Origin of the sequence: Nocardioides sp., assembly GCF_047606145.1 — a bacterium.
GTDB lineage: Bacteria > Actinomycetota > Actinomycetes > Propionibacteriales > Nocardioidaceae > Nocardioides.
Genome location: NZ_JASGET010000070.1, coordinates 30,888 through 55,970, shown reverse-complemented (window position 1 = coordinate 55,970; position 25,083 = coordinate 30,888). Strand labels below are relative to the sequence as shown.

19 protein-coding genes are annotated in these 25,083 nt (G+C 70.2%); 10 read left to right on the top strand and 9 right to left on the bottom strand.

Features of this window, described 5'->3' with window-relative positions; all coding sequences use genetic code 11:
• The first annotated feature begins 65 nt into the window (after positions 1-65).
• From QM638_RS08980 to ettA, 3 genes are all read left to right on the top strand, one after another.
• Positions 66-1,739, top strand: coding sequence for a YfjP family GTPase (locus QM638_RS08980; protein ID WP_415141620.1), 1,674 nt, complete (start codon positions 66-68; stop codon positions 1,737-1,739).
• A gap of 172 nt (positions 1,740-1,911) precedes the next feature.
• Positions 1,912-2,517 carry a single-stranded DNA-binding protein gene (locus QM638_RS08975; protein ID WP_415141619.1) on the top strand — a complete coding sequence of 202 codons (606 nt, stop codon included), beginning with the start codon at positions 1,912-1,914 and terminating at the stop codon, positions 2,515-2,517.
• 73 nt (positions 2,518-2,590) lie between these two features.
• Complete coding sequence (ettA, locus tag QM638_RS08970; RefSeq protein ID WP_415141618.1) at positions 2,591-4,273, top strand: energy-dependent translational throttle protein EttA; 1,683 nt, start codon at positions 2,591-2,593, stop codon at positions 4,271-4,273.
• Between the two features lie 66 nt (positions 4,274-4,339).
• Here ettA and QM638_RS08965 read toward each other — a convergent pair whose 3' ends face one another.
• Both QM638_RS08965 and QM638_RS08960 read right to left on the bottom strand, forming a co-directional pair.
• Complete coding sequence (locus tag QM638_RS08965; protein WP_415141617.1) at positions 4,340-4,819, bottom strand: MarR family winged helix-turn-helix transcriptional regulator; 480 nt, start codon at positions 4,817-4,819, stop codon at positions 4,340-4,342.
• 84 nt (positions 4,820-4,903) lie between these two features.
• Entirely contained in the window at positions 4,904-6,127 is a 1,224-nt protein-coding gene (locus QM638_RS08960) for an acetyl-CoA C-acetyltransferase (protein WP_415141616.1), read from the bottom strand.
• A 125-nt stretch (positions 6,128-6,252) separates the two neighbouring features.
• Here QM638_RS08960 and QM638_RS08955 point away from each other — a divergent pair, with 125 nt between their 5' ends.
• The 4 genes from QM638_RS08955 to QM638_RS08940 all read left to right on the top strand — a co-directional run bounded on the left by QM638_RS08955 (position 6,253) and on the right by QM638_RS08940 (position 12,511).
• Positions 6,253-7,107: an acyl-CoA thioesterase gene (locus QM638_RS08955; protein ID WP_415141615.1), complete on the top strand. Its 855-nt coding sequence runs from the start codon at positions 6,253-6,255 to the stop codon at positions 7,105-7,107.
• Positions 7,108-7,174: 67 nt separating this feature from the next.
• Positions 7,175-9,796, top strand: a complete 2,622-nt coding sequence (locus QM638_RS08950; protein ID WP_415141614.1) for a DUF4118 domain-containing protein — start codon at positions 7,175-7,177, stop codon at positions 9,794-9,796.
• A complete protein-coding gene (locus QM638_RS08945; protein ID WP_415141613.1) occupies positions 9,793-10,476 on the top strand; it encodes a response regulator in 684 nt (227 codons plus the stop codon). Before QM638_RS08950 ends, QM638_RS08945 begins: the two co-directional genes overlap by 4 nt.
• A 142-nt stretch (positions 10,477-10,618) precedes the next feature.
• Positions 10,619-12,511: an amino acid transporter gene (locus tag QM638_RS08940; RefSeq protein WP_415141612.1), complete on the top strand. Its 1,893-nt coding sequence runs from the start codon at positions 10,619-10,621 to the stop codon at positions 12,509-12,511.
• Between the two features lie 68 nt (positions 12,512-12,579).
• Here QM638_RS08940 and QM638_RS08935 read toward each other — a convergent pair whose 3' ends face one another.
• A complete protein-coding gene (locus QM638_RS08935; protein ID WP_415141611.1) occupies positions 12,580-12,951 on the bottom strand; it encodes a globin in 372 nt (123 codons plus the stop codon).
• Positions 12,952-12,984: 33 nt separating this feature from the next.
• The gene (locus tag QM638_RS08930; RefSeq protein ID WP_415141610.1) at positions 12,985-13,980 is read right to left on the bottom strand and encodes a mechanosensitive ion channel family protein; all 996 of its coding nucleotides are present in this window, start codon (positions 13,978-13,980) and stop codon (positions 12,985-12,987) included.
• A 44-nt stretch (positions 13,981-14,024) separates the two neighbouring features.
• Between QM638_RS08930 and QM638_RS08925 the strand changes: the two genes are divergently transcribed.
• Positions 14,025-14,324: a hypothetical protein gene (locus tag QM638_RS08925; RefSeq protein WP_415141609.1), complete on the top strand. Its 300-nt coding sequence runs from the start codon at positions 14,025-14,027 to the stop codon at positions 14,322-14,324.
• Positions 14,325-14,551: 227 nt separating this feature from the next.
• Here the strand turns inward: QM638_RS08925 and pepN are convergent, their stop codons facing one another.
• Entirely contained in the window at positions 14,552-17,098 is a 2,547-nt protein-coding gene (pepN, locus tag QM638_RS08920; RefSeq protein WP_415141608.1) for an aminopeptidase N, read from the bottom strand.
• 153 nt (positions 17,099-17,251) lie between these two features.
• Between pepN and QM638_RS08915 the strand changes: the two genes are divergently transcribed.
• Positions 17,252-18,901: a CHAP domain-containing protein gene (locus QM638_RS08915; protein ID WP_415141607.1), complete on the top strand. Its 1,650-nt coding sequence runs from the start codon at positions 17,252-17,254 to the stop codon at positions 18,899-18,901.
• 72 nt (positions 18,902-18,973) lie between these two features.
• Positions 18,974-19,576 (top strand): DsbA family protein, encoded by a 603-nt coding sequence (locus tag QM638_RS08910; RefSeq protein ID WP_415141606.1) that lies wholly within the window; start codon positions 18,974-18,976, stop codon positions 19,574-19,576.
• A gap of 114 nt (positions 19,577-19,690) precedes the next feature.
• Here QM638_RS08910 and QM638_RS08905 read toward each other — a convergent pair whose 3' ends face one another.
• The 4 genes from QM638_RS08905 to QM638_RS08890 are packed head-to-tail and all read right to left on the bottom strand — an operon-like array spanning position 19,691 to position 25,012.
• Positions 19,691-20,602, bottom strand: a complete 912-nt coding sequence (locus QM638_RS08905) for a carbohydrate ABC transporter permease (RefSeq protein WP_415141605.1) — start codon at positions 20,600-20,602, stop codon at positions 19,691-19,693.
• The gene (locus QM638_RS08900) at positions 20,599-21,525 is read right to left on the bottom strand and encodes a carbohydrate ABC transporter permease (protein ID WP_415141604.1); all 927 of its coding nucleotides are present in this window, start codon (positions 21,523-21,525) and stop codon (positions 20,599-20,601) included. Before QM638_RS08900 ends, QM638_RS08905 begins: the two co-directional genes overlap by 4 nt.
• A gap of 8 nt (positions 21,526-21,533) precedes the next feature.
• Entirely contained in the window at positions 21,534-22,814 is a 1,281-nt protein-coding gene (locus tag QM638_RS08895) for an ABC transporter substrate-binding protein (protein ID WP_415141603.1), read from the bottom strand.
• Complete coding sequence (locus QM638_RS08890; RefSeq protein ID WP_415141602.1) at positions 22,811-25,012, bottom strand: alpha-galactosidase; 2,202 nt, start codon at positions 25,010-25,012, stop codon at positions 22,811-22,813. The genes QM638_RS08895 and QM638_RS08890 overlap by 4 nt, the downstream gene beginning before the upstream one ends.
• Positions 25,013-25,083 lie beyond the last annotated feature (71 nt).

Below are 25,083 nucleotides of genomic sequence, written 5' to 3'. Positions count from 1 at the left end.
GTGTGACGCCCGGAGGCGGTCGCGGTGACCGCTCGGCAGGATTCGGTAGCTGACATGAGGAGACCATGAGCGGATTGCTCGATGGGCGAGAGAGCCAGACCAGGCTCACCGACGATCTCGCGGGGCGGTTGGACGGGCTCGCGGCGGCGGCGGACGCGGCCCAGGGCCGCCTCGATGCCGCCCTGGTCGAGACCGCGCGGAGCACCGTCGACCGGGCGGTGGGCCGGTTGCGGCTCTCCTCCGAGCACACCATCGTCGGCATCGCGGGCGCCACCGGCTCGGGCAAGTCCTCCACCTTCAACGCGCTGACCGGCCTGGATCTCTCCGCGGTCGGCGTACGGCGTCCGACCACGTCGTGGGCGACGGCCTGTGTCTGGGGCGCCGACGGGGCCAACGAGCTGCTGGAATGGCTCGGCATCCCGGATCGCCACCAGACCACCCGCGACTCGATGCTCGACACCCGGCGGGAGGGGACCGAGCTCGACGGCGTGGTCCTGCTCGACCTGCCCGACCACGACTCGACCGAGCTCTCCCACCACCTCGAGGTGGATCGGCTGGTCGCTCTCGCCGACATGCTGATCTGGGTGCTCGACCCGCAGAAGTACGCCGACGCCGCGATCCACGACCGCTATCTGCAGCCGTTGCGCACCCACGACGAGATCATGGTGGTGGTGCTCAACCACATCGACCGGGTGCCCGAGGAGCGTCGCGAGTCCATGGTCGCCGACGTTCGCCGGCTGCTGGACGACGACGGGCTCGACCGAGTGCCGGTGATCCCGGTCTCGGCGAAGCTGGGCTGGGGCATCGACGAGCTGCGCCGCGAGATCGCCGGCCGGGTCGCGGAGAAGAGGTCCAACAAGCAGCGGTTGGCGGCGGACATCGCCGAGTCGGCGACCAGCCTCTCCACGGCCGCCGGCACCGCCCCGGCACAGCAGCTCGGCAAGCAGCGGGTGGCGGTGCTCGACGGCGCGCTGGCCGAGGCGTCCGGGGTGCCGACGGTGGTCGATGCGGTCGAGCGCTCGACCCGGACCCGTGCGGCTCGGGCCACCGGCTGGCCGCCGGTCTCCTGGATCGGCGGGCTGAGGGTCGACCCGCTCAAGCGACTGCAGCTCGACCTGGGGGCCGACGCCAAGCGGCTCAGCGGGCGGTCCCGGACCTCGCTGCCCGCGCCGACTGCCGTCGAACGGGCGCGGGTCGACACCGAGGTCCGTGCCCTGGCCGACGAGGCGGGCCGCGGGCTCGGAGACTGCTGGCAGGAGTCGATCCGCAACGCCTCGGTCGCTCGGCTCGACGACCTCTCCGACCGGTTGGACGCCGCGATCGCCGGCGTCGACCTCGGCGTCAAGCGGCTGCCGGCCTGGGTCGGGGTGGTCCGGGTGCTGCAGTGGCTGCTGGTCCTGGCAGCGATCGCCGGCGGTGTCTGGACGGTGCTGTCGGCCGTTTCCGGGACGCTGAGTGACGACTCCACCCCGAAGGTGGCCGGGATCGCCGTCCCGCTCGCTCTGCTCGTCGGCGGCGTGGTGCTCGGACTGGTCCTGGCGGTGGTCTGTCGTCTGTTCGTGGGAGGCACGGCCCGGGCGCGGGCGGCGACGGCCGACCGGAGGCTGCGCGAGGCCGTCTCGGGGGTCTCCCGTGAGCTGATCGTCGACCCGGTCGACGCCGAGCTCGCCGCCTACGGTGCGCTGCAGGCCGGGGTCGCCAAGGCGCTCGCCGCGGGGCCCGGGTCGCTCGAGCACTGAGCGTCGGACTCGTCCGGGTTCGGTCCACAACGCACGTTCGGTAGCCGTTCTCCACAGAGGGCGCTGGGAGCCTCGTGGGCTGTCCACGGCACCGTGGATCGTCGTGCCCGCTCGCCCACGGCCGTGGGCGAGGCACCCGTCGTCGGGTGCGACGCCCGAGAGGAGTTCGAAGATGACCCAGTCGATGATCACGCTGCAGGGCTATGTGGGTGGCGAGCCGGTGGTGCGCAGTGCCGGCGGACACTCCGTCGCCAACTTCCGTGTCGCCTGCACCCCGCGCCGGCTCAACAAGGCCACCGGCACCTGGTCCGACGGACAGACCCAGTGGTTCACCGTCAACGCCTGGCGGCAGCTCGGTCAGAACGTCGCCCGTTCCTTGCGCAAGGGCGACGCCGTCGTGGTGCACGGCAGGCTGCAGGCACGGGCCTACGTGAACCGCGACGGCGTGGAGGTGACCGCCTTCGAGATCGAGGCGACGGTGGTCGGCCACGACCTGAACCGTGGCGCGTCGGTCCTGGTCAAGAACGAGCCGAGGACGGGGGCCGGGCAGCCACGCGATGACGTCACGTTCCCCGATCGGGACCTCGCCGATCGGGGGTATGTCGATCGGGGGTATGGCGCGACCGCACGGCAGGACGACCAGATCGACGACTCCGCCGACCTGGACAAGGCGGTGGCCGACTGGAGCGTCTCCCTCGGTGAGCCGCCCGATCTCGAGCGGGGGGCGGACGAGCGGGGCGAGGTGGCCGACGCCGAGTCGGAGGCACCGGCGGCGTGACCTGGATCCGGCCTGGATCCGGGCGGGGTCCCGGGTCCATCGTGCCCCGGGGCGTCTCGATAGGCTTGCGGCCATGGCGGACTACATCTTCACCCTGCGCGGTGTGCGCAAGGCCCACGGTGACAAGGTCGTGCTCGACAACGTCACCCTGTCCTTCCTGCGCGGCGCCAAGATCGGCGTGGTGGGCCCGAACGGCACCGGCAAGTCCACGCTGCTGCGGATCATGGCCGGTCTCGACCAGCCCAACAACGGCGATGCGATCCTCGACCCCGGAGCCACCGTCGGCATGCTGCAGCAGGAGCCCCCGCTCACCGAGGGCAAGACGGTGCTGGAGAACGTCGAGGAGGCGGTCGGCGACATCAAGTCCAAGCTCGACCGCTACAACGCGATCTCGGAGCAGATGGCCGACCCGGACGCCGATTTCGACACGTTGCTGGCCGAGATGGGCGACCTGCAGACCGACCTCGACCACGCCAGCGCCTGGGATCTGGACTCCCGGCTCGAGCAGGCCATGGACGCCCTGCGCTGCCCGCCGTCCGACGCGCTGGTCGACAACCTCTCCGGTGGCGAGCGGCGCCGGGTCGCGCTGTGCAAGCTGCTGCTCGAGCAGCCCGACCTGCTGCTCCTCGACGAGCCCACCAACCACCTCGACGCGGAGTCGGTCCAGTGGCTGGAGGGGCACCTGAAGACCTACCCGGGGGCCGTCTTGGCGGTCACCCACGACCGGTACTTCCTGGACAACGTGGCCGGCTGGATCCTGGAGTTGGACCGCGGCCGGGCCCACCCCTACGAGGGCAACTACTCCACCTACCTGGAGACGAAGAAGGAGCGCCTCAAGATCGAGGGGCAGAAGGACGCCAAGCGCGCCAAGATGCTGGACAAGGAGCTCGAGTGGGTCCGCTCCAACGCGAAGGCACGTCAGACGAAGTCGAAGGCGCGACTCGCCCGCTACGAGGAGATGGCCGCCGAGGCCGAGCGGGCTCGCAAGATCGACACCTCCGAGATCAACATCCCCGCCGGTCCGCGGCTCGGCGACGTGGTCCTGGAGGCGACCGGACTGACCAAGGCGTTCGAGGGCCGGACGCTGTGGGACGACATCTCCTTCAGCCTGCCGCGCGCGGGCATCGTCGGTGTCATCGGCCCCAACGGTGTCGGCAAGACCACCCTGTTCCGGATGATCACCGGTGACGAGAAGCCCGACTCGGGTTCGCTGACCGTCGGCCAGACGGTGGAGATCTCCTACGTGGACCAGGGCCGCGGCGGGATCGACCCGACCAAGAACGTCTGGGAGGTCGTCTCCGACGGTCTGGACTTCGTCAAGGTCGCCAACTTCGAGATGAACTCGCGTGCCTACGTGGCCTCGTTCGGCTTCAAGGGACCCGACCAGCAGAAGAAGGCGGGGGTGCTCTCCGGCGGTGAGCGCAACCGGCTCAACCTGGCGCTGACCCTGAAGATGGGGGGCAACCTGCTGCTGCTCGACGAGCCGACCAACGACCTCGACGTCGAGACCCTCTCCTCGCTCGAGGACGCGCTGCTCGACTTCCCGGGCTGTGCCGTGGTCACCTCCCACGACCGTTGGTTCCTGGACCGGATCGCGACCCACATCCTCGCCTGGGAGGGCACCGAGGAGGAGCCCGGCCGCTGGTTCTGGTTCGAGGGCAACTTCCAGTCCTACGAGCAGAACAAGGTCGAGCGACTGGGCGTCGACGCGGCCCGTCCGCACCGCGTCACCCATCGCCGGCTCACCCGCGAGTGAGGGCCCGGGAGAGCACACGGGCGGCCGGAGCCGCCGCGGCGTCGTACCTCCCGGCGCCGCAGCCGATCAGCGGATCTCGATGTCCGGTCGGTCGCAGACCAGATGGTCGGCGACCGCGTTCATCACCCGTCCGAGCGCGGTGAAGTCGGCACCGTCCGCCAGGTCGACCAGGTGCTCGCGTACGCCGTTGACGTGTACCGGCGCCGCCCGCACCAACAGCTCCATCCCGGCCGGGGTCAGGCTCGCCACCACCCCACGGCCGTCCTCGGTGGAGTTGCGCCGCTCCACCAGACCGCTGCGCTCCATCCGCGAGATGGTGTGGGTGACCCGGGAGCGGGAGTAGGCCATCGAGTCCGCGAGCTGCGCCATCCGCAGTGCGCCGTCGTTCTCCGAGAGCCGCACCAGGATCTCGTACTCGGCCAGCGAGAGGTCGAAGCTTCCTCGTAGATCGGCGTCGAGTCGGTCGTTGAGCAGCGTCATGCCCATGATGAGAGCGCGCCATGACCGTTGCTGTTCCGGGTCCAGCCATCGGGTCTGCTCGCTCACACCGACCAGGTTAGGGCATCTCCCGGGTCGACCCGCACGACCGACGATGCCCGGCCGGCGGACGGGAGCGCGGCTCGACCCGGCTCAGAGCCGCTCGAGGATCAGCGCCATGCCCTGGCCGCCGCCGACGCACATCGTGATCAGTCCGGTCGTCTTGTCGTGCCATTCCAGGGAGTTGAGCATCGTGTTCTGCAGCCGGGCGCCGGTCATCCCGAACGGGTGGCCCACCGCGATCGCGCCGCCGTTGACGTTGAGCCGGTCGAGGTCGATCCCGAGATCGGTGTAGGACGGGATCACCTGGGCCGCGAAGGCCTCGTTGATCTCGACCAGGTCGATGTCGCCGATCGACATGCCGGCGTTGGCCAGCGCCTGCTTCGACGCCTCCACCGGGCCTAGCCCCATGATCTCCGGGGACAGGCCGGTGAGACCGGTGGACACGATCCGCGCCAACGGCGTGACGCCGAGCTCGGCCGCCTTGGTGTCGGACATGATCACCACCGCCGCGGCGCCGTCGTTCAGCGCACAGCAGTTGCCCGCGGTGACGGTGCCGTCCTCGCGGAAGACGGGCTTGAGCTGGGCGACCTGCTCGTAGGTCACCCCGGCGCGCGGGCCGTCGTCGGCGGAGACCACGGTGCCGTCCGGCGTGGTCACCGGGGTGATCTCGCGGGCCCAGAAGCCGTCGTCGATCGCCTGCTCCGCCAGGTTCTGCGACCGTACGCCGAACTCGTCCATCTCCCGGCGGGAGATGCCGCGCAGGGTCGCCAGGTTCTCCGCGGTCTGGCCCATCGCGATGTAGGCGTCGGGCAGCAGCCCGTCCTGCCGGGGGTCATGCCAGGCACCGGCCCGGTTGCCGGCCTCGGCGGTGGCGTCGGTGCGGGCCCGGGCGTCGTCGAAGAGCGGGTTGTCGGTGCCCGGCTGGTGGTCGCTGGTGCCCTTGGCGAACCGGGAGACCGTCTCCACCCCGGCGGAGACGAACACGTCGCCCTCCCCGGCCTTGATGGCGTGGAAGGCCATCCGGGTGGTCTGCACCGAGGAGGAGCAGTATCTGGTGATGGTCGCGCCGGGGACCGAGTCCCAGCCGTTGAGCACGCTGACGATCCGGCCCATGTTGTTGCCCGACTCGCCACCGGGGAGTCCACAGCCGAGCAGCAGGTCGTCGATCATGGACGGCGCCAGTCCGGGGACCTTGTCCACTGCGACCCTGGTGATGAAGGCCGCCAGATCATCGGGTCGGAGGTCCTTGAGCGATCCCTTGTGGGCCCGGCCGATCGGCGTACGGGCGGCGGAGACGATGACTGCCTCAGGCATGAGGAACTCCCAGGTGCGCGCGGACCGCGCCGGTCCGGCGCGGGCACCCACCATACTGACCCGAACTGGCCCGAACTGACTCGATACCGACCCGATTCACCGAGCGCTTCTGGAAGAATCCATCCGTGCGCCATGTCTATGAGTGCCCGATGCGTTGGGCAGACCTCGACCTACTCGGGCACGTCAACAACGTGGTCTACGCCGACTACCTGCAGGAGGCTCGGGTCGACATGCTCCGGGTGCACGCCCGCAGCCAGACCCAGGGCCTGGCCGAGGGGGTGGTGGTCGTCAGCCATCAGCTGACCTACCTGCGGCCGCTGCACTTCGACTTCGCGCCGGTCTACGTCGAGACCTGGGTGACCGAGATCCGGGCGGCGAGCTTCACTCTGGGCTACGAGGTCTATCGCGACCGGGACGGTGAGCGCACCGTCTACCTGCGTGCGATCACGGTGCTCTCGCCGTACGTCTTCGATGCCGAGCGACCCCGTCGCCTGACCCAGGACGAGCGGGCCCACCTGGCGCCGTACCTCGAGCCGGCGCCGACGCCGCGACTCACCTTCGCCGAGAGCAACCGCATCGACCTGGGGCGCTTCCCCCTGACGGTGCGCTTCTCCGACGTGGACGCCTACGGCCACGTCAACAACGTCAAGTACTTCGAGTATCTCCAGGAGGGCCGGATGGTGATGTCGCACGACATCGCCGCCCGGTGCGGGATCGATCAGCCGAGCGTGGTGGTCGCCCAGTCCGACATCGCCTACCGACTGCCGATCCTGTCCCGCCCCGAGCCGTACGTGCTGTGGAGCTGGGTCTCCCGACTGGGCACCACCTCGATGACCGTCGAGGCCGAGATCGTCGACCCGGAGGCGGAGGATCGCGTGCTCGCCCACGGTCGCACCGTGGTCGTCTTCTTCGACACCGAGACCGGACGCGCGGTGCCTCCCGATCCGGCCTTCCGGCAGGCGATCGCCGAGCTGCGGTGAGCCCGGAGATCCTCTCGGGCACGTCGCCCGGCCGCGCGCCTCGGTGTCGGCGCGGCAGACTGAACGAGTGCCCGCCGATCCCGCCGTTCCCGCCGTTCCCGCCGAGCCGGTCGAGCCCGCCGTGCCGAGCCGGCGCGGTCGGCTGACGGTCTACCTCGGCGCGGCGCCCGGGGTCGGGAAGACCTACGCGATGCTCGAGGAGGCCCATCGGCGACGGGAGCGTGGTACCGACGTCGTGGTGGGTTGTGTGGAGACCCACGAGCGCGCCAGGACGGCCGCCCGGCTGGACGGACTCGAGCTCCTCCCGCCTCGCGACGTCGACCGCCACCCGGGGAGCTCCACTGAGCTCGACACCGAGGCGGTGCTCGCCCGGAGTCCGGAGGTGGTCTGCGTCGACGAGCTCGCCCACGCCGACGCACCCGGGAGCGGGCGACCCACGCGTGCCGAGGACGTCGAGCGGATCCGGGCCGCCGGCATCGACGTGATCACCACCGTCGACATCGGTCACCTGGATTCGCTCAACGACGAGGTGGAGCGGATCACCGGAGTGCGGCAGCGCGAGACCGTGCCCGACGAGGTGGTGCGCACGGCCGACCAGATCCAGCTCGTCGACATGGCTCCGGACGCGTTGCGCCGCCGAATGGCCCACGGCAACGTCTACCCGCCGGACCGGATCGACGCCTCGCTCGCCTCCTACTTCCGGGTCGGCAACCTCACCGCGCTGCGGGAGCTGGCCCTGCTTTGGCTGGCCGACCGGGTCGACGACGCGCTCGGCGACTACCGTCGCGCGCACCGGATCCGGGACCCCTGGCCGGCCAAGGAGCGGATCGTGGTGGCCCTCACCGGCGGACCGGAGAGCGAGACCCTGCTGCGCCGGGGCGCCCGGCTGGCCCAACGGGCCGCCGGCGCCGAGCTGCTGGCCGTGCATGTGGTCACCACCGCCGGGCTGCACCGTCCCCAGGACGCCGCCCTGGCCCGGGTGCAGGCACTCACCGACTCCCTCGGCGGCACGTTCCACTCGGTGGTGGGGGAGGACGCGGCCGCGGCGGTGGTGGACTTCGCGGTCGGTGCCAACGCCACCATGATCGTCGTCGGCGTCTCCCGGCATGGCAGGCTGCGCCGGCCGTTCACCGGAAGCACCGGTGAACGGATCGCCACCCTCGCCGGAGCCATCGACGTCCATCTGGTCACCCACGAGGAGGTCGCCCCCGGAGCACGCCGGCGCGCCGCGCCGTCGCTGGGCGCGCACCGCCGCATCCTCGGCTGGATGCTTGCGGTCGGTGTCCCCGAGCTCGCCGCCTGGTGGCTGCATCGGCACACCGACACCGACCAGCTCCCGCTCGCCAGCCTGGTGCTCCTCGGGGGCACCGTCCTGGTGGCGATGGTGGGCGGTCGCTGGCCGGCGGTCGTGGCCGCCATCGTCGGCTTCGCCAACCTGAACTGGTGGTTCACCGCGCCGATCCATCGGTTCAGCATCGCCGAGCCGCACAACGTCGCCGCGCTGGCGGTGTTCCTGGCGGTGGCCGTGGCGGTGGCGACGGTCGTCGACCGGGCCGCCCGTCGCGCCGAGGAGGCGGTCCGGGCCTGGGCCGAGGCCGCCACCATCAGCGGTCTGTCCCGTTCGGTACTGACCGGCCAGGACACCGCCGAGGCGATCGTCGAGCAGGTCCGGGAGACGTTCGGGCAACGGTCGGTGGCGCTGCTGGAGCGTACGCCACAGGGCTGGCACCGGCTGGCCGGCGCCGGCATCGGGCACGCCGATCGACCGGTCGGCCCGAGCAGCGCGGACACCCAGGTGCGGGTGGACGACGACCACGTCATGGTGCTGCGCGGCGCGCCGCTGCGGGCGGCCGACCAGCGGGTGCTGGCCGCCTTCGCCGTCCAGACCTCGCTCGTGCTGGAATACCGGCGGCTGCGCGAGCACGCCGACCGTGCGTTGGCCCTGGAGCGCGCCGAGGCGACCTCGACCGCGCTGCTGCGCGCGGTCTCCCACGACCTGCGCACCCCGCTGGCCACGATGCGTACGGCGCTCGACGGCCTGCTCGCGCAGCGGCCCCGGCTCAGCGAGGAGGACCGGGGGGTGCTGATCGAGTCCGCGGCGAGCTCCGCGGAGCGGCTCGAGCAGCTCATCGACGACCTGCTCGACCTGTCCCGGGTGGAGGCCGGCCTGGTCCGGCCGCGCCTGGTGCCGGTGAGCCTGGAGGAGTCACTGCCACTCGCCGTGGCCGGGCTGCCGGCCGGAGCGGTGAGCCTCGAGGTCGGTGAGACGACCCCACTGGTGCTCACCGACCCGGGCCTGCTCGAGCGGGTGGTGGCGAACCTGGTCGGCAACGCGGTCCGGGTCTCGGACGGAACGCCGGTCCGGCTGCTCGCCCATGTGACCCCGGAGACGGTCGAGGTGCTGGTCGTCGATCGCGGCCCGGGCGTCCCCGACGCACTCCGCGAGCGGATGTTCGAGCCGTTCCAGCGACTCGACGACACCAGTCCCGGTGGTCTCGGTCTCGGCCTGGCGGTGGCCCGCGGGCTGGCCGAGGCGCTGGGAGTCCGGATCGGTGCGGAGGACACCGTCGGCGGCGGTCTGACGATCGTGTTGTCGGTGCCGCGCGCCGCCGATCACCCCGGAGCGACGATGGTGCCGCCAGCAGAGCGGTCGGTCGGTGCGGCCGGTCCGGTCGAGGAGGACGAGTGAGCCACAAGGTCCTGGTGATCGACGACGAGCCGGCGCTGGCCAGGGCGCTGGCGGTCAACCTGCGGGTCTCGGGCTGGGAGGTGGAGACGGCCGCCGACGGCCACAGCGGTCTGGCCGCGGCCGCGGACTTCGGTCCCGACGTGGTGCTCCTCGATCTCGGCCTGCCCGATCTCGACGGCACCGAGGTGCTGCAGCGACTGCGCGAGTGGACGCGGGTGCCGGTCGTCGTACTCTCGGCGCGGCAGCACGGCGAGGACAAGGTCGAGGCGCTCGACCTCGGTGCCGACGACTACGTCACCAAGCCGTTCACGATGAACGAGCTGATGGCTCGCCTGCGTGCCGCCGTACGGCGTGGCCAGGAGAGCACCGCGCCCGCCGAGGCCACCGTGCAGGTCGGCGACCTGACGATCGACCTGGCCCGCAAGCGGGTGAGTCGGTCGGGGGTCGAGATCCGGCTCACTCCGACCGAGTGGGGCTTCCTCGAGCTGCTGGCGCGTCACCTCGGCCGGCTGGTGCCGCACGCGCAGATCCTCAAGGAGGTCTGGGGGCCGGCCTACGGCAAGGAGATCCACTACCTGCGGGTGTACGCCGCCCAGCTGCGCCGCAAGCTCGAAGACGATCCGGCGCATCCGCGGCATCTGATCACCAGCCCCGGGCTCGGCTACCTGCTCGAGCCGTGAGCCCGGGACCGGCGGCACGGCACCGGCGGCACCCGCCACACCGGCCGACGGGGAGACGATGCGGAAACCTTGACGCGATCTTGACGCCGTCCCGCGGGCGATCGATGCCGGGATCCGGCCCCACCGGCGGCACCCTGGGAGGGTGACGACAGCCGCGGTCCCGACCGCCGACTCGACGGTCCCTGCGGCCGCGCCGGAGCGCAAGCATCGCTGGTGGCAGGTGATGTGCCTGACCGGCGTCGACTACTTCTCCACCCTCGGCTACCAGCCCGGGATCGCCGCGCTCGCGGCGGGGCTGCTCTCGCCGATCGCCACCCTGGTGCTGGTCGCGCTCACCCTGCTCGGCGCGCTGCCGGTCTACCGACGGGTCGCGGAGGAGTCGCCGCACGGCGAGGGCTCGATCGCGATGCTGGAGCGCCTGCTGTCGTTCTGGCGGGGCAAGCTCTTCGTGCTGGTCCTGTTGGGGTTCGCGGCGACCGACTTCACCATCACCATGACCCTCTCGGCGGCCGACGGTGCCGCGCACCTGATCGAGAACCCGCACATCCCCAGCGGCTGGCAGGACCATCAGCTGATCGTCACCCTCGTCCTGCTGGCGCTGCTCGCCGCGGTCTTCCTGCGCGGCTTCGGCGAGGCGATCGGGATCGCCGTCGTGCTGGTCGCCGTCTATCTCTCGCTCAACGTGGTGGTGCTGGTGGTCGGCGTGGTCAAGGTGCTGCAGCACCCCGGCGTCCTCTCCGACTGGCACGCCGGGCTGGTGACCGAGCACGGCAGCGTGCCGGCCATGGTGGGGGTGGCGTTGCTGGTCTTCCCGAAGCTGGCACTGGGGATGAGCGGCTTCGAGACCGGGGTCGCGGTGATGCCGCAGATCCGGGGCGCGGCGGGGGATACCGAGGCGCGTCCGGCCGGCCGCATCCGTGGCGCCAAGAGACTGCTCACCGCGGCGGCGATCACCATGAGCGTCTTCCTGATCGCCAGCTCGTGGGTCACCACCCTGTTGATCCCCGAGGACGAGTTCGCCTCCGGGGGATCCGCGAACGGACGCGCGCTGGCCTATCTGGCACACCTGTACCTGGGTGGCGGCTTCGGGACGGCGTACGACGCCTCGACGATCCTCATCCTCTGGTTCGCCGGCGCCTCGGCGATGGCCGGCATGCTCAACCTGATCCCGCGCTACCTGCCGCGCTACGGGATGGCCCCGGAGTGGGCGGGGGCGACCCGGCCGCTGGTGCTGATCATCGCGGCCGTCGCGTTCGCGATCACCTGGCTCTTCGACGCCGACGTCGACGCCCAGGGCGGGGCCTACGCCACCGGCGTGCTGGTGCTGATGAGCTCGGCCGCGGTCGCGGTGACGCTGGCCGCCCGACGCGCCGGCCAGCGCCGGCGTACCTGGGCGTTCGCGGTGGTCACGGCGATCTTCGCCTACACGACCGTCAACAACGTCGTCGAGCGTCCCGACGGGGTGAAGATCGCGGCCTGCTTCATCGCCGCGATCATCGGCGTCTCCCTGGTCTCCCGGGTGGCACGTTCCTTCGAATTGCGGATCACGGACGTGGAGCTGGACGAGAAGGCGGCCCGGTTCGCCCGGGACTGCTCACGGCGGCGGCTCCGGCTGGTCGCCAACGAGCCCGACAACCGGGGCGAGACCGAGTACCAGGAGAAGATGCGCCAGATCGCCGCCGACAACGACCTCGTCAACGAGGGCGACATCCTCTTCGTCGAGGTCACCGTCACCGATCCCTCCGACTTCGAGGGCACGCTGCGGGTCGCCGGCACCGTCGTCGCCGGGCATCGCCGGGTGCTGCGGGTCGAGGCGCCCTCGGTGCCGAACGCGCTGGCGGCGCTGTTGCTGCACCTGCGCGACGTGACGGGGGTGGCGCCGCACATCTACTTCGAATGGACCGAGGGCAGCCCGATCACCAACCTGCTGCGGTTCTGGTTCATCGGCGTCGGCGAGGTCGCCCCGACCACTCGGGAGATCCTCCGGCGGGCCGAGCCGGATCGGTCGCGGCGACCGCACGTGCACGTCGGCTGAGCCGGGCCCGAGACGGATCCGCCGAGGCCGGCGCTCGGCGCGTCGCCGGCTCGGCCGGGTCAGCCGGGTCAGCCGGGGGTGTTGATCATGAAGGTCGCCGCGTGGGTGACGTAGTCCCAGAACTGGGCGTCCTGCTCCGGGCTGAGCGCCGCCGCGTCCAGGCCGGCGCGGAAGTGGGTGAGCCAGTGCTCACGGGCCTCGGCCGTCACCGCGAAGGGAGCGTGCCGCATCCGCAGCCGCGGGTGGCCGCGTTGCTGGGAGTACGTCGTGGGGCCACCCCAGTACTGAGAGAGGAACAGGAAGAACCGCTCCTCGGCCGGCCCGAGGTCCGCCTCGGGGTACATTGGCCGCAGGACGGGGTCGGTCGCGACACCCACATAGAACGTGTGCACGATCGTGCGGATCGTCTCCGCACCGCCGATCTCGTCGTAGAACGTCACCGCTCCATTCTGCCTGTCGCCCCATGCCGGCGATCAGCTGGCGACGGAGTCGGTCCCGGTCCCCGTGCCGGGCTCGTCGTCGTCCGGGGGAGCGGAGGTGGTGTCCTGGTGCCACACCACCCGCTGGCCGACCGGGATCTCGATGTGCTCGAACTCCAGACGCGCCTTGATCCGGGCCCGCAGCTCGCGCGCCACCGCCCACTGCTCCAGCGGCTGGGTCTTGACCAGGACCCGGATCGTCACCCCGTCGGCGGTGAGCGCCTCCACGCCGGTGACCTCGGGCTCCTCGATGATCACCGAGGCGAACTCCTCGTCCTCCCACAGGCCGTGCGCGACCTCGGCGAGCACGCGCCGGACCCGGGTCAGGTCCTCCTGGTAGCCGACGGTCACGTCGATCACCGCACGGGCCCAGTTCTGGCTCTGGTTCCCGACCCGCAGGATCTCGCCGTTCGGCACGTACCAGACCGTCCCGTCGAGTGCCCGCAGCCGGGTCACGCGCAGGCTCACCGCCTCCACCGTGCCACTGGCCGAGCCGACGTCGACGACGTCGCCGACGCCGTACTGGTCCTCGAAGATCATGAAGATCCCGGACAGGTAGTCCTTGACCAGGGACTGGGCGCCGAAGCCGAGCGCGATGCCGATGATGCCGGCGCTGGCGAGGATCGGCGCGATGTTGATCCCGAGCTGGTCGAGCACCATGGTGCCGAAGATGGCGAAGACGACGCCGGTGATGACGCTCTTGAGCAGGTCGCCCATCGTCTTGGCGCGCTGGACGCGGCGGGCCGCGTTCGCCGATCGATCGCTCATCCGGTCGGCGAGCGCCTCGGTGAACCGTCCGGTCAGCCTGTTCGGCAGGACTCCCGTCTCGGCTTGTTTGACGAGTCGGTCGACGATGCGGTGGAGCAGCCAGCGTACGACGAACGCCACCGCCACCAGGATCGCGATCGCGATCCCGTGCCGGATAGCCTGGTCGGCGGCGTCGGCGAAGCGTGCGGAGATGTCGAGGGGATGGAGAGCGAGGAGATGCATGGGCCCCAGTATTCCGGCCCGGTGGGCGCGGCTATCCTGAGTCCGTGAGCATCCTGACCCGTCTTCTGGGCCGTGTCGCCGCCATCGTGGCGGCCACGACCACCGTCGTCGTCGGTTCCGTCCTCGTCGCCGGTCCGGCCGGTGCGTCGGTCCCGGTCGGGTGGCCGGTGAGCGACAAGATGACCGGTCTGCACCTGATCACCCTGATCGTCTTCATCCCGGTGATCCTGGCGGTCGTGATCTCGGCGCTGGTGCTGCTGCCGGGTGTCCTGCGCGGCGAGGGCCTGATCCCCAAGTCGCCCAAGGCAGGCGAGGACGCCCAGCCACCGGCGCAGCCCCACTGAGCCCGTTCGGGGCTGCGGCGGCACCGGGTCGTCGTACGAGGCCGGGCTGGGTCGGCCGCGCGAGCGCCGGCGCGTCGGCTGAGTCCGCGAACCCGGCGATTCTGGTCAGCGGCACCGTACTTCCTGCGTGAAACTGGCACTTCCTGCGGGTTACATCGCGCAGGAAGTGCCAGTTTCACCGGTGAACCGGTGAAACCGTCCCCGGTGAGCCCCCGGCCACCGGCAGGTCAGGCCCCGGCGTCCTTGGCCTGGGCCGCCAGTGCCCGGGCGACGTCGTCGCGTCCCTCGCGCACGTAGCGCTTGGCGGCCGGCTCGGCGGGTGAGCTCTCCAGCCAGGAGTCCGCCTTGGCGATGAGCTCCGCGGACGCCGCCGGCTTGGGGAACATGTACTCCAGCACGACCGAGGCGCGGTGGGTGCCCAGGTGCTCCCAGAGCGTGTCGGCGGCGTCGAAGTAGGCGTCGGTGTACGGCGCCAGCACGTCCTCCTGGCCGTGGCGCTGGAAGGCCAGCGCGACCGATCTGGCGGTCTCGTTGGCCACGTCGGTGCGGACCACGGTGGCGTCCCAGGCGGCGGCCTTGGCCTCCGCGTCCGGACGGGAGGCGCGGGCACCGGCCGCGTGCTCCTGGCCGGAGATGGTGTTGTCGGCGGCCAGCTCCACCGCGATCTCGTCTTCGCCGATCGCGCCGGTGGAGGCCAGACCGGTGAGCAGCACCCACCGCAGGTCCTGGTCGACCTCGAGCCCCGGATAGGTGACCGAGCCGTCCAGCATGCCGGTGACCCGGGCGATGGCCTCGGCGCTGTGTGCGGTCGCCGCGTAGTGCCGGGCGAAGGTGAGCTGGTGGTCGCTGCCCGGAGCGGCCTGCTCGAGCATCGCGGCCAGCCCGGACTCCCAGCGTGCCCGCAGCGCGGCGCGGTTGGCGGGCGCCGAGTAGCTCTCCACCGCCAGTGCGGCGAAGACCGGCAGCCGGGTGACACCCCAGCTGTCCGTCTCGGCGCCGAGGTTGGCCAGCACCAGCTCGACGAAGTCGGTCGCGGCCAGCTCGGCGTCGCGGGTCATGTCCCAGGCGGCGCCCCAGATCAGTGCGCGGGCGAGCGAGTCGTCCAGCGCGGCCAGGCTGCCCAGCGCGGTGGCCAGCGAGCGCTCGTCGAGGCGGATCTTGGCGTAGGTGAGGTCACCGTCGTTGAGCAGCAGCAGGTCCGGCTGACGTACGCCGACGAGCTCGGCGATCGGGGTCAGCTCGCCGGTCACGTCGACCTCGATCTGGTCGCGGCGCACCAGCCGGCCCTCGGCCAGGTCGTAGAGGCCGATGCCGATCCGGTGCCGGCGCAGCGTGGGATGGTCCGGGTGGGCGCTCTGCCGCACCGCGAACACGCGGTAGTCGCCGGCGGCGTCGAGGGTGAACTCGGGAGCCAGGGTGTTGACCCCGGAGGTCTGCAGCCACTCGGTCGCCCAGCCCTGCAGCTCGCGGCCGGAGGAAGCCTCGAGGTGGCGCAACAGGTCGGCGAACTCCGAGTTCGCGAACTCGAACTCCTTGAAGTAGGCCCGCAGCCCGGCCAGGAACGGCTCCAGGCCGACCCAGGCGACCAGCTGCTTGAGCACCGAGGCGCCCTTGGCGTAGGTGATCATGTCGAAGTTGACCTCGACCGCCTGCAGGTCGTAGTTGTCGGCGGCGATCGGATGCGTGGTCGGCAGCTGGTCCTGGCGATAGCCGGTCTGCTTGCGGGCGTTCGCGAAGCCGGTCCAGGCGTCGGTGAACTCGGTGGCGCTGGCCTGGGCGTGGTAGCAGGCCCACTCGGCGAAGGACTCGTTGAGCCAGAGGTCGTCCCACCACTTCATGGTCACCAGGTCGCCGAACCACATGTGGGCCATCTCGTGCAGGATGACCGAGCAGCGGAAGTCGTAGAAGGACCGGGCCTGGCGGCTGCGCGGGAGATACTCGTCGCGCAGCGTGACCGCGCCGGCGTTCTCCATCGCGCCCATGTTGTACTCCGGCACGTAGAGCTGGTCGTACTTGCCGAACGGGTAGGGGTAGTCGAAGGTCTCCTCGAAGAACTCGAACCCCTGCTTGGTCAGCTTCACGATCTCGTCACGGTCCAGGTAGGGCACCAGCGACTGCCGGCAGTAGTGGCCGAGCTCGATCTCGCCGTACCTGCCCTGGTAGGTGTCGTGCACCGAGTGGTACTCGCCGGCGATGAGCGCGGTGATGTAGGTCGACATCGGCTTGGTCGGCGCGAAGTGCCAGGTCGCCGTACCATCGCCGGCCGGGACGGGCTCGGGGGTGGGGGAGTTCGAGACGACCTGCCAGCTCTCCGGCGCGGTGACGTGGAAGGTGAACACCGACTTCAGGTCGGGCTGCTCGAAGGTGGTGTAGACCCGACGCGCGTCCGGCACCTCGAACTGGCTGTAGGTGTAGACCCGGTCGTCGGCCGGGTCGACGAACCGATGCAGCCCCTCGCCGGTGTGGGAGTAGGTGCAGTCCGCGCGCACCACCAGGGTGTTGTCCGCGGCGAGATCGGGCAGCGAGATCCGGCTGTCGACGTAGGCGGTGGCCGGGTCGAGCGCCACGCCGTTGAGGGTGATCTCGGAGACCGTCGCGCCGACCAGGTCGGCGAACGTGGTGGCGCCGGGCTCGGTGGCGGTGAAGCGGATGGTGGTCGTCGAACCGAACGTGTCCGGACCGGTGGTGAGGTCCAGTTCGATGTCGTAGGAGGTGACGGAGAGAAGCGCGGCGCGGGTAGCCGCCTCCGCCCTGGTGAGGTTGGTTCCTGGCATGTCGCGAATCCTCTCACTGGAGCGTGTCGCGGCCGTATTCGGTCGTGGTCCGGGTCTCTTTTTTCGACGATTCACGCGTGGAAAGTAAAATAACACCGATGTAATTCCGCCACGCCGGTTTCAATGCTTGACAACTTTCCCTAGAGTGCTCGCGTGCCTCACCAGTCACATGCGTCTCACAAGACAGCACGAGTCCTCGCCAGCGGGGCGGTGTTGCTGCTTGTCGCGCTCACCTTCCAGGTCCTTGTCCCGAAGCTGACCCCGCGGGCCGACGCGGCCTCCTCGTTCCTCTGCGTCGGCTTCTCCGATTGCTCGGCGAAGGGGTATTCCGCCAGCGGCTATCACAAGAACTGGGGGCACATGTACTGGCAGATGTACTCCGGCCGGAACTGTGTCAACTACGCCGCCTACCGGATGGTCAAGGCGGGGATGCCGAACTCCCGGCCCTGGTCCGGCAGCGGGAACGCGACCAACTGGGGCAAGGCGATGGCGAGCATCACCGACAAGACCCCGGCGGTCGGCGCGATCGCGTGGTGGAAGGCGAACGCGCCCGGCGCGGGCTCGCTGGGCCACGTCGCCTACGTGGAGAAGGTCGTCTCCTCCTCCGAGATCATCATCTCGGAGTCGAACTACGGCAATGACTTCGACTGGCGCCGGGTGACCACCGCGAGCAGCTGGCCGACCGGATTCATCCACTTCCGCGACCGCACCCTGTCGAACACCAAGAAGCCGGTGGTGGCCGGCACGGCGGCCGTCGGGTCGACACTCACCGTCGGCACCGGCCGTTGGTCCCCCTCGGCGACCTCGTTCTCCTACCAGTGGTGGGCCGACGGCAAGCCGATCTCCGGCGCGACCGCTCGCACGTTCACCGTGCCGGCCAGCCTGGTCGGCGACAAGATCGGCGCGAAGGTGACGGTCTCGCGCAGCGGCTACACCGCCACCACCGTGACCAGCCACATCGTCGGCCCGGCGGTCAAGGGCACCCTCGGGGTCAGCAAGCAGCCGACCATCACCGGCACCGCGCAGGTCGGCAGGACGCTGCGCGTCGGCGGTGCGGTGTACACCCCCGGCGCCCGGGCCGGCGCGATCCGTTGGTACGCCGACGGGAAGTTCATCGCCGGCGCACGCAAGCGCACCTTCACCCTCACCTCGGCTCAGCTCGGCAAGACCATCACCGCGAAGGTCGGGGGCGTGCGCGCCGGCTACACCAAGCGGGTCACCACCGCCACCGGCGTCGGTCCGGTGACCACACCGCAGGTGACCACGTCGGCCACCGGCTCGGTCGGCGGTACGACGAGCTACGGCCGCACCCTCACGGTCAAGCCGGGCAGCTTCAGCCCGTCGAGCGCGAAGGTCCGCTACCAGTGGAAGCGCGACGGCAAGGCGATCTCGGGCGCCACCCGGGCGTCGTACACCTCGACCAAGGCGGACGTCGGGCACGTGCTCACCGTGACCCTGACGGCGACCGCGAGCGGCTACCGCAGTTACCAGCACACCTATGCACCGGGACGGGTCAAGGCCACTCCCACCGTGACGGTGCACGCCACCGGCCTGCGTGGCGCCGAGCGGATCACCATCCGGGTCTCCTCCGCGGGCGGATACGCGCCCAGCGGCAAGGTGGAGGTGATGACCCATTCGGTGATCCGGCACGTCAAGCTCACCCATGGCAAGGCGAAGATCACCTATCGGCACGTCCCGGCCGGCACGCGCAAGGTGAAGGTCACCTTCCCGGGCAACACCGGACTGCGTTCGGCGGTCGGCTGGGATCAGACGACGGTGAAGAAGAAGGAAAAGAAGAAGTAGCGCGACCCCGACCACCGGGTGCCGACGGAATCAACGGAATCAATCGTCGGTGCCCGGTGGTTGACTTGTTCCATGACCGACAATGCTGACTTCTGGTTCGATCCGGCCTGCCCGTTCGCGTGGATCACCTCACGCTGGATCCTCGAGGTGGAGAAGGTCCGCGACATCTCCGTGACCTGGCACATCATGAGCCTGGCCTACCTCAACGCCGACAAGGAGATCCCCGACGAGTACCGCCGGTTCCTGGCCACCGCCTGGCAGCCGGTGCGGGTCTGCGCGGCGGTGGAGCAACAGTTCGGCCAGGAGAAGCTGGCCGCGATCTACACCGCGCTGGGCACCCGGCGACACGTGGAGCAGCGGGAGTTCACCAGGGAGACCATCGAGGCGGCGCTCGCCGAGGTGGGGCTGCCGGCCGAGCTCGCCGACGCGATGGACGACGACTCCTACGACGAGGCGATCAAGACCTCGCACCACCTCGGTATGGACCAGGTCGGCAACGAGGTCGGCACCCCGACCATCGCCTTCGAGGGCCAGGCGTTCTTCGGACCGGTGATCACCAAGGCGCCCAAGGGCGAGGAGGCCGGCAGGCTCTGGGACGGCTTCGTCGCCGTCACCGCCTACCCCTACGTCTACGAGCTCAAGCGGGCCCGCACGACCGAGCTCGACTTCAGCTGAGCCCGGATCCCACGAGACCGCGTCCCCTGACCTGGTGCGCCGTGACGCGCCGAGAATCGCGCACGGAAGGTCGGGGACGCGGCCTCGATCAGCACCGACGCCGAGACCGGGTGCTCACCCCTTCGTCGACCCGAGCGAGAGCCCGGCGACGAACTGTCGCTGCAGCACCGCGTAGATGATCAGGGTGGGCAGCACCGTGATCGTCGCGCCGGCGGCGATCAGGTTGTCGTTGGAGACGAACTGGCCCTGCAGGTTGTTGATCGCGGTCGTCACCGGCAGCCGGTCACCGGACTGGATCAGCAGCAACGCCCAGAAGTAGTCGTTGTAGACCCAGATGAACTCCAGCGTGGCGAGTGCCGCCAGCGCCGGCCGGCACAACGGCAACACGATCTGCCAGTACTGCCGCCACACCCCCGCACCGTCGAGCCGTGCCGCCTCGTCGAGCTCGGTGGGCAGCGTCTTCATGAAGTTGCTCAGCACGAAGGTGCAGAAGCCCAGCTGGAAGGCGACGTTGATCGCGATCACCGCGTAGTAGGTGTTCAGACCCGTCCCCGAGTCGCTGATCGACATCGGCAGCGAGAGGTGCTTGAAGAGCTGGAAGACCGGCGCGGCCAGCACCTGGGGCGGCAGCAGGTTCCCGGCGGTGTACAGGATCAGCAGCGTGATGTTGAACCGCCAGCTGAACCGCGAGACCGCGAACGCGACCAGCGAGGCCAACACCACGGTGATGATCACCGCCGGGATGGTGATCATCGCCGAGTTCTTGAACGAGGTCGCGAACCCGCCCTGGCTCCACGCGTCGGTGAAGTTGTGCAGGCTCAGGTGGCCGTCGAAGCTGAAGTAGCCGTGCTTGGAGGTCTCCGAGTACGGCCGCAACGCGGTGTAGAGCGTCCACAGCAACGGGACCAGCCAGATCACCGCCAGCACGATCAGGAACACGTGCGTCCAGAGGTTCGAGCCCGACGTACGACGTCCCGAGGCCGCCCGGCGCCGTGGCTGCGTCATGCTGAGCGAGCTGTCGGTCATGCCTTCTCCTTCCCGAAGACCCTGGCCAGGTACCAGACGATCGGCACCAGCGAGATCACCATCAAGATCACCGCGATCGCCGAGCCGACCCCGATGTCCTGACCCTCCCCGACGAGATTGCGCACGATCAGCGCGCTGAGCAGCTCGAGGCCGTTCTGACCCTTGTTGAGCACCCACACGATGTCGAAGGCACGCAGGCTCTCGATCAGCGTGATGACCACGATGACGATGTTGATCGGTCGCATCGTCGGGAACACGATCCGCCAGAAGGTCTGCCACCCATTGGCGCCGTCCAGCGAGGCCGCCTCGCGCAACGAGGGATCGACCCCCTTGAGCCCGGCGAGATAGAGGATCATCACGTAGCCGGCGTGCTTCCAGATCGCCGCCACGATCGCGCTCCACAGCGCGATCGAGGAGTTGCCCAACCAGTCGATCGCGCCGTCGTGGCCGGCCGTGCCCAGGACCCCGTTGATCAGCCCCTGGTCCCGGTCGTAGACCAACTGCCAGATGATCCCGACCAGTGCCATGGAGAGCATCACCGGCATGAAGAAGATGCTCTGGTAGATCCGGCTGCCGCGGATCTTGCCGTCCAGGAACACCGCCAGCGCGAGTCCGAGCGGGGTGGCGACCAGTGAGAGCGATACCAGCCAATAGATGTTGTGCCGCAGCGCCGGCCAGAACGGCGTATAGGTGTGCAGCACGTAGTCGTAGTTGGCGGTCCCGGTCCACTTGATGTCGCTGAGCCAGATCCCGTTCCACTTGGTGAACGAGAGCCCCACCGAGGCCAGGGCCGGCAGCCAGACCAGGACCAGCTCGATCAGCGTGGGTATCGCGACCATGATGGTGAGGATCACCCGGTCGCGTCGGGTCAGGCTGCGCAGCCGGCGGCGACGACGTGGTGCGGCGGTCGAATGGTTACTCATCTCCCGCCTCAGGAGTCGAAGAGCTGCTTGGCCTGCGCCTCGACCGCTGCTGTGTCGAACTCACCGGACTTGATGAAGGTCTGGATCGCGGGCTCCATCACGTTCGAGGCGAAGGTGGGCAGGCTGTCTCGGTCGAGGAACTGAGAGAGCTGCTTGGCGTCGTTGATGAACTTGGTCGCCTTGGTCTGCATGGTGGTGTAGGAGGAGGTGTCGGCGTCCTTGGCGGTGGCCACGTCGGCGGTGTTGCTGCCCAGGTAGGTCATCTGGGCGGCGCCGGTGCCGAGGTACTCGAGCAGGTTGACGGCCACCTTGTCGTCCGCACCGCTCTTGGCGAGCATGAAGCCGTCGATCGGCGCCTCCACGGCTCCCTGCCCGTTCTCCTCGGCCAGCTGCGGGAACGGGAAGAAGTCCAGGTCGTCACCGGCCGCGCCGGTCACCTGGGCGACGATCTGGTCGGAGCCGATCACGTACATCCCCGCGGTCTGGTTGCCGATGGCGTTCGCCGCGTCCTCCCACTTGCGGCCGAGCGAGCCGGACTGGTGATACGGCATGGCCTCGCTCCAGGTGTCGAAGACGTTCTTCACCTTCTGCTGGTCCCAGCTCTGCTCGTGCGCCATCAGCTCGACATGGAAGTCGTAGCCGTTGAGCCGCATGTTCAGGTAGTCGAAGGTGCCCAGGGCCGGCCAGGCGTCCGCGTCGGCGAAGGCGATCGGGATCAGTCCGTCGCTCTTCATCTGCTTGGCCAGGGCGATGTACTGGTCCCAGGTGGTGGGGACCTCGTATCCGTACTTCTTGAACGTCGCCTTGCGGTAGAAGACCGCCCACGGGTAGGTGACCCACGGGACGAGGTACTTCTTGCCGTCGTCGCCGGTGGAGGCCTTGGCCACCGAGGTGGAGAAGTTGTCGGAGATGCTGTCCCAGACGTCGTCGACCGGCGCGATCAGGCCCTGCTTGGCGTAGTACTTCATCCGGTACCCGGAGAACCAGGTGAACACGTGGTCGGGGTTGCCCTGCAGGTAGGAGTTGATGTTCTCCTGGAAGTCGTTGTGCGAGACCGTGTTGACGTCCGCGGTGTCGCCCGACTTCTTCTGCCAGGCCTTGATGACGCCGGCGAAGGCGGTCTTGGGCGCGGAGTCGGAGTAGTTCGACCCCACGGTGGTGCTGGTCGAGGAGCTGCTGCCGCCCCCACCGGAACCGCAGGCGGTGAACAGGTTGCCGGCGCCGAGCGCCAACAACCCGCCGGTCCCGACGCGCAGGACCGAGCGACGGGTCAGAGATGAGTGGTTCATGAGTTCTCTCCTTGGTTGGGCGCCTGCGTGGGTGCAGGCATCGGTGGGTCGTGCGGAGTCGAGTCGTCGGGGAGGTCGTCGGGTACGGCGACCAGGTGGATCAGGTGGGCGCTCTGTGGCAGCGCCCAGGGGATGACCACGCCCGAGCGGGTCAGCACCGATCCGGGTGCCACCAGGCCGTCCGGCCAGGGCCACGGCTGCACCCGGCCGCCGGGCTCCGCGGCCAGCACCCGGTCGATCCGGTAGCGCCGCTCGGCGCTCAGGCCCGGAATGCGCAGCGGCAGGGTGGTGACCTCGGGTGTGGTGCGCAGCGGTACCAGCGCCACCAGGGCCTCGCCGTGGTCGGCCGCGACGACGCCGTGGACGAGCAGCCCGGGGTCGTCGCCCCCGGTGCGGAACACCCGGCCGGAGTGCAGCAGGTCGCGGTGGCTCCGGTACGCCGAGATCCAGGCGGCCAGCCGCTCCAGCTGGTCGGGGGCGAGGTCGGTCAGGTCCCACTCGATCCCCATCGAGCCGAACAGCGCCGTCACCGCCCGCAGGTCCAGGCCGGTGTGCCGCCCGGTGGTGTGGGAGACCTCGGGGCCGACGTGGCTGCCGAGCAGCTCCGGCGGCACCAGCAGGCTGGTCCAGCGCTGGATCATGGCGCGCTCGACCGGGTCGTTGCAGTCGCTGGGCCAGAACCGGTCGGTGACCTCGGCGACGCCCGCGTCGACCCGCGCGCCGCCGGAGGCACAGCTCTCGATCTCGAGGCCGGGGCGGGCGCGCCGTACCTCCGCCATCAGCCGGTACGCCGCCAGCGTCTGTCGGTGCACCGCCGGCCGGCCACCGTGTCCCGCGTCGATCAGGTCACGGTTGTGGTCCCACTTCAGGGCGGCGATGTCGTACTCGGTGACCAACGCGACCAGCTGGTCGCGGACGTGGGCGTAGGCGTCCGGGTTCGACAGGTCGAGCACCTGCTGGTGCCGCCAGCTCGGGGGAGTCCGGTCGCCGTCGGCGAGCACCCAGTCCGGGTGGGCGCGGGCCAGGTCGGAGTCGGGACTGATCATCTCCGGCTCCACCCACAGGCCGAACTCCATGCCGTGGTCGTGGACCTCCTCGATCAGGTCGGCCAGCCCGTCCGGCCACACCTCCGCGTCCACCTGCCAGTCGCCGAGCCCGTGCGCGTCGTCGCGGCGCCCCCGGAACCAGCCGTCGTCGAGCACGAATCGTTCGACCCCGACGCCGGCGGCGGTCTTCACCAGCTGGGACAGGCGCGCTCGGTCGTGGTCGTAGTACGTCGCCTCCCAGGTGTTGAGCGTCACCGGACGCGGGCTGGTCGGGTGCGCCGGCCGACCTCGGAACCAGTCGTGGAAGCGAGCCGAGATGCCGTCCAGGCCGGCGTCGGACCACGCCGCCAGCAGCCACGGCGTCCGATAGCTCTCCCCGGCGGCGAGGACGACCTCGGCGGGCCCCAGCAACTCGGCCCCGCCGATCAGCGCGTACGGGTCGGGCCCACGCTCGGCGAAGACGTCGTGATCACCGCTCCAGGCCAGATGCACCGCCCACACCTCACCGGTGGCGAAGTCGAAGCCGGGCGTGCCGGCGGCGAGCACGATGCTGGCGTCATGACCGGTCCGACCCCGTCGACTCGGACGTGACCACCGGCCGTGTCCGAACCGACGGCGCTGGGGCGCCCGTTCCCGACCCCAGCGACCGGTGAGGTCCAGCAGCTCCTCGGCGACGCCGGCCACCGGCAGGGTCACGGTCACCGACCGCACGTCCACCGGCCGGTCCCCGGCGTTGCGCAGCTCGTGCCGCACCCGCAGCAGGCCACCCGGCTCCAGCACGAATCTCGCCTCGAGGTCGATCCCGAGGGCCTCGTCGCTGGCTCGCACCCGCAGCTCGGTGCCGTCGCAGACGACCGACTCGGTGCGCCACTGCGGGCTCCAGGATCCGGCGGCCTCGGTGCGGCTCACCACCACGCCCGGCGTACCGGCGTGTCCGCGGGAGTACTCCGGACTGAGCGAGGGCAGCGTGCGGGCGTCCGGCGAGCTCGGCGCGGGACCGGGCCGGACCAGCGCCGTCGCGGCCCCGAGATCGTCGGCGTCGAGCGCGCCCAGGTCCGCGCCCCAGTGCACGATCGCCGGCAGCTGCTCGCCGGTCTGGGCGAACAACACGCCGACCCGGCCGTTGCGCAGATGGAATGTCTTCTCGCTCATGCCGCCGCACCCGTCGAGGAGGGGCGACGATACGGACGCGGCGGCCTGAGATCATCGGTCGCCCGCTGACG

Excerpts from the sequence above, each read along its gene's own strand:
- QM638_RS08905 (WP_415141605.1), bottom strand. The coding sequence starts at position 20,602 with ATGACCGACAGCTCGCTCAGCATGACGCAGCCACGGCGCCGGGCGGCC.
- pepN (WP_415141608.1), bottom strand. The coding sequence starts at position 17,098 with ATGCCAGGAACCAACCTCACCAGGGCGGAGGCGGCTACCCGCGCCGCG.
- QM638_RS08930 (WP_415141610.1), bottom strand. The coding sequence starts at position 13,980 with ATGCATCTCCTCGCTCTCCATCCCCTCGACATCTCCGCACGCTTCGCC.
- QM638_RS08980 (WP_415141620.1), top strand. The coding sequence starts at position 66 with ATGAGCGGATTGCTCGATGGGCGAGAGAGCCAGACCAGGCTCACCGAC.
- QM638_RS08890 (WP_415141602.1), bottom strand. The coding sequence starts at position 25,012 with ATGAGCGAGAAGACATTCCATCTGCGCAACGGCCGGGTCGGCGTGTTG.
- QM638_RS08960 (WP_415141616.1), bottom strand. The coding sequence starts at position 6,127 with ATGCCTGAGGCAGTCATCGTCTCCGCCGCCCGTACGCCGATCGGCCGG.
- QM638_RS08900 (WP_415141604.1), bottom strand. The coding sequence starts at position 21,525 with ATGAGTAACCATTCGACCGCCGCACCACGTCGTCGCCGCCGGCTGCGC.
- QM638_RS08895 (WP_415141603.1), bottom strand. The coding sequence starts at position 22,814 with ATGAACCACTCATCTCTGACCCGTCGCTCGGTCCTGCGCGTCGGGACC.
- QM638_RS08910 (WP_415141606.1), top strand. The coding sequence starts at position 18,974 with ATGACCGACAATGCTGACTTCTGGTTCGATCCGGCCTGCCCGTTCGCG.
- ettA (WP_415141618.1), top strand. The coding sequence starts at position 2,591 with ATGGCGGACTACATCTTCACCCTGCGCGGTGTGCGCAAGGCCCACGGT.
- QM638_RS08975 (WP_415141619.1), top strand. The coding sequence starts at position 1,912 with ATGACCCAGTCGATGATCACGCTGCAGGGCTATGTGGGTGGCGAGCCG.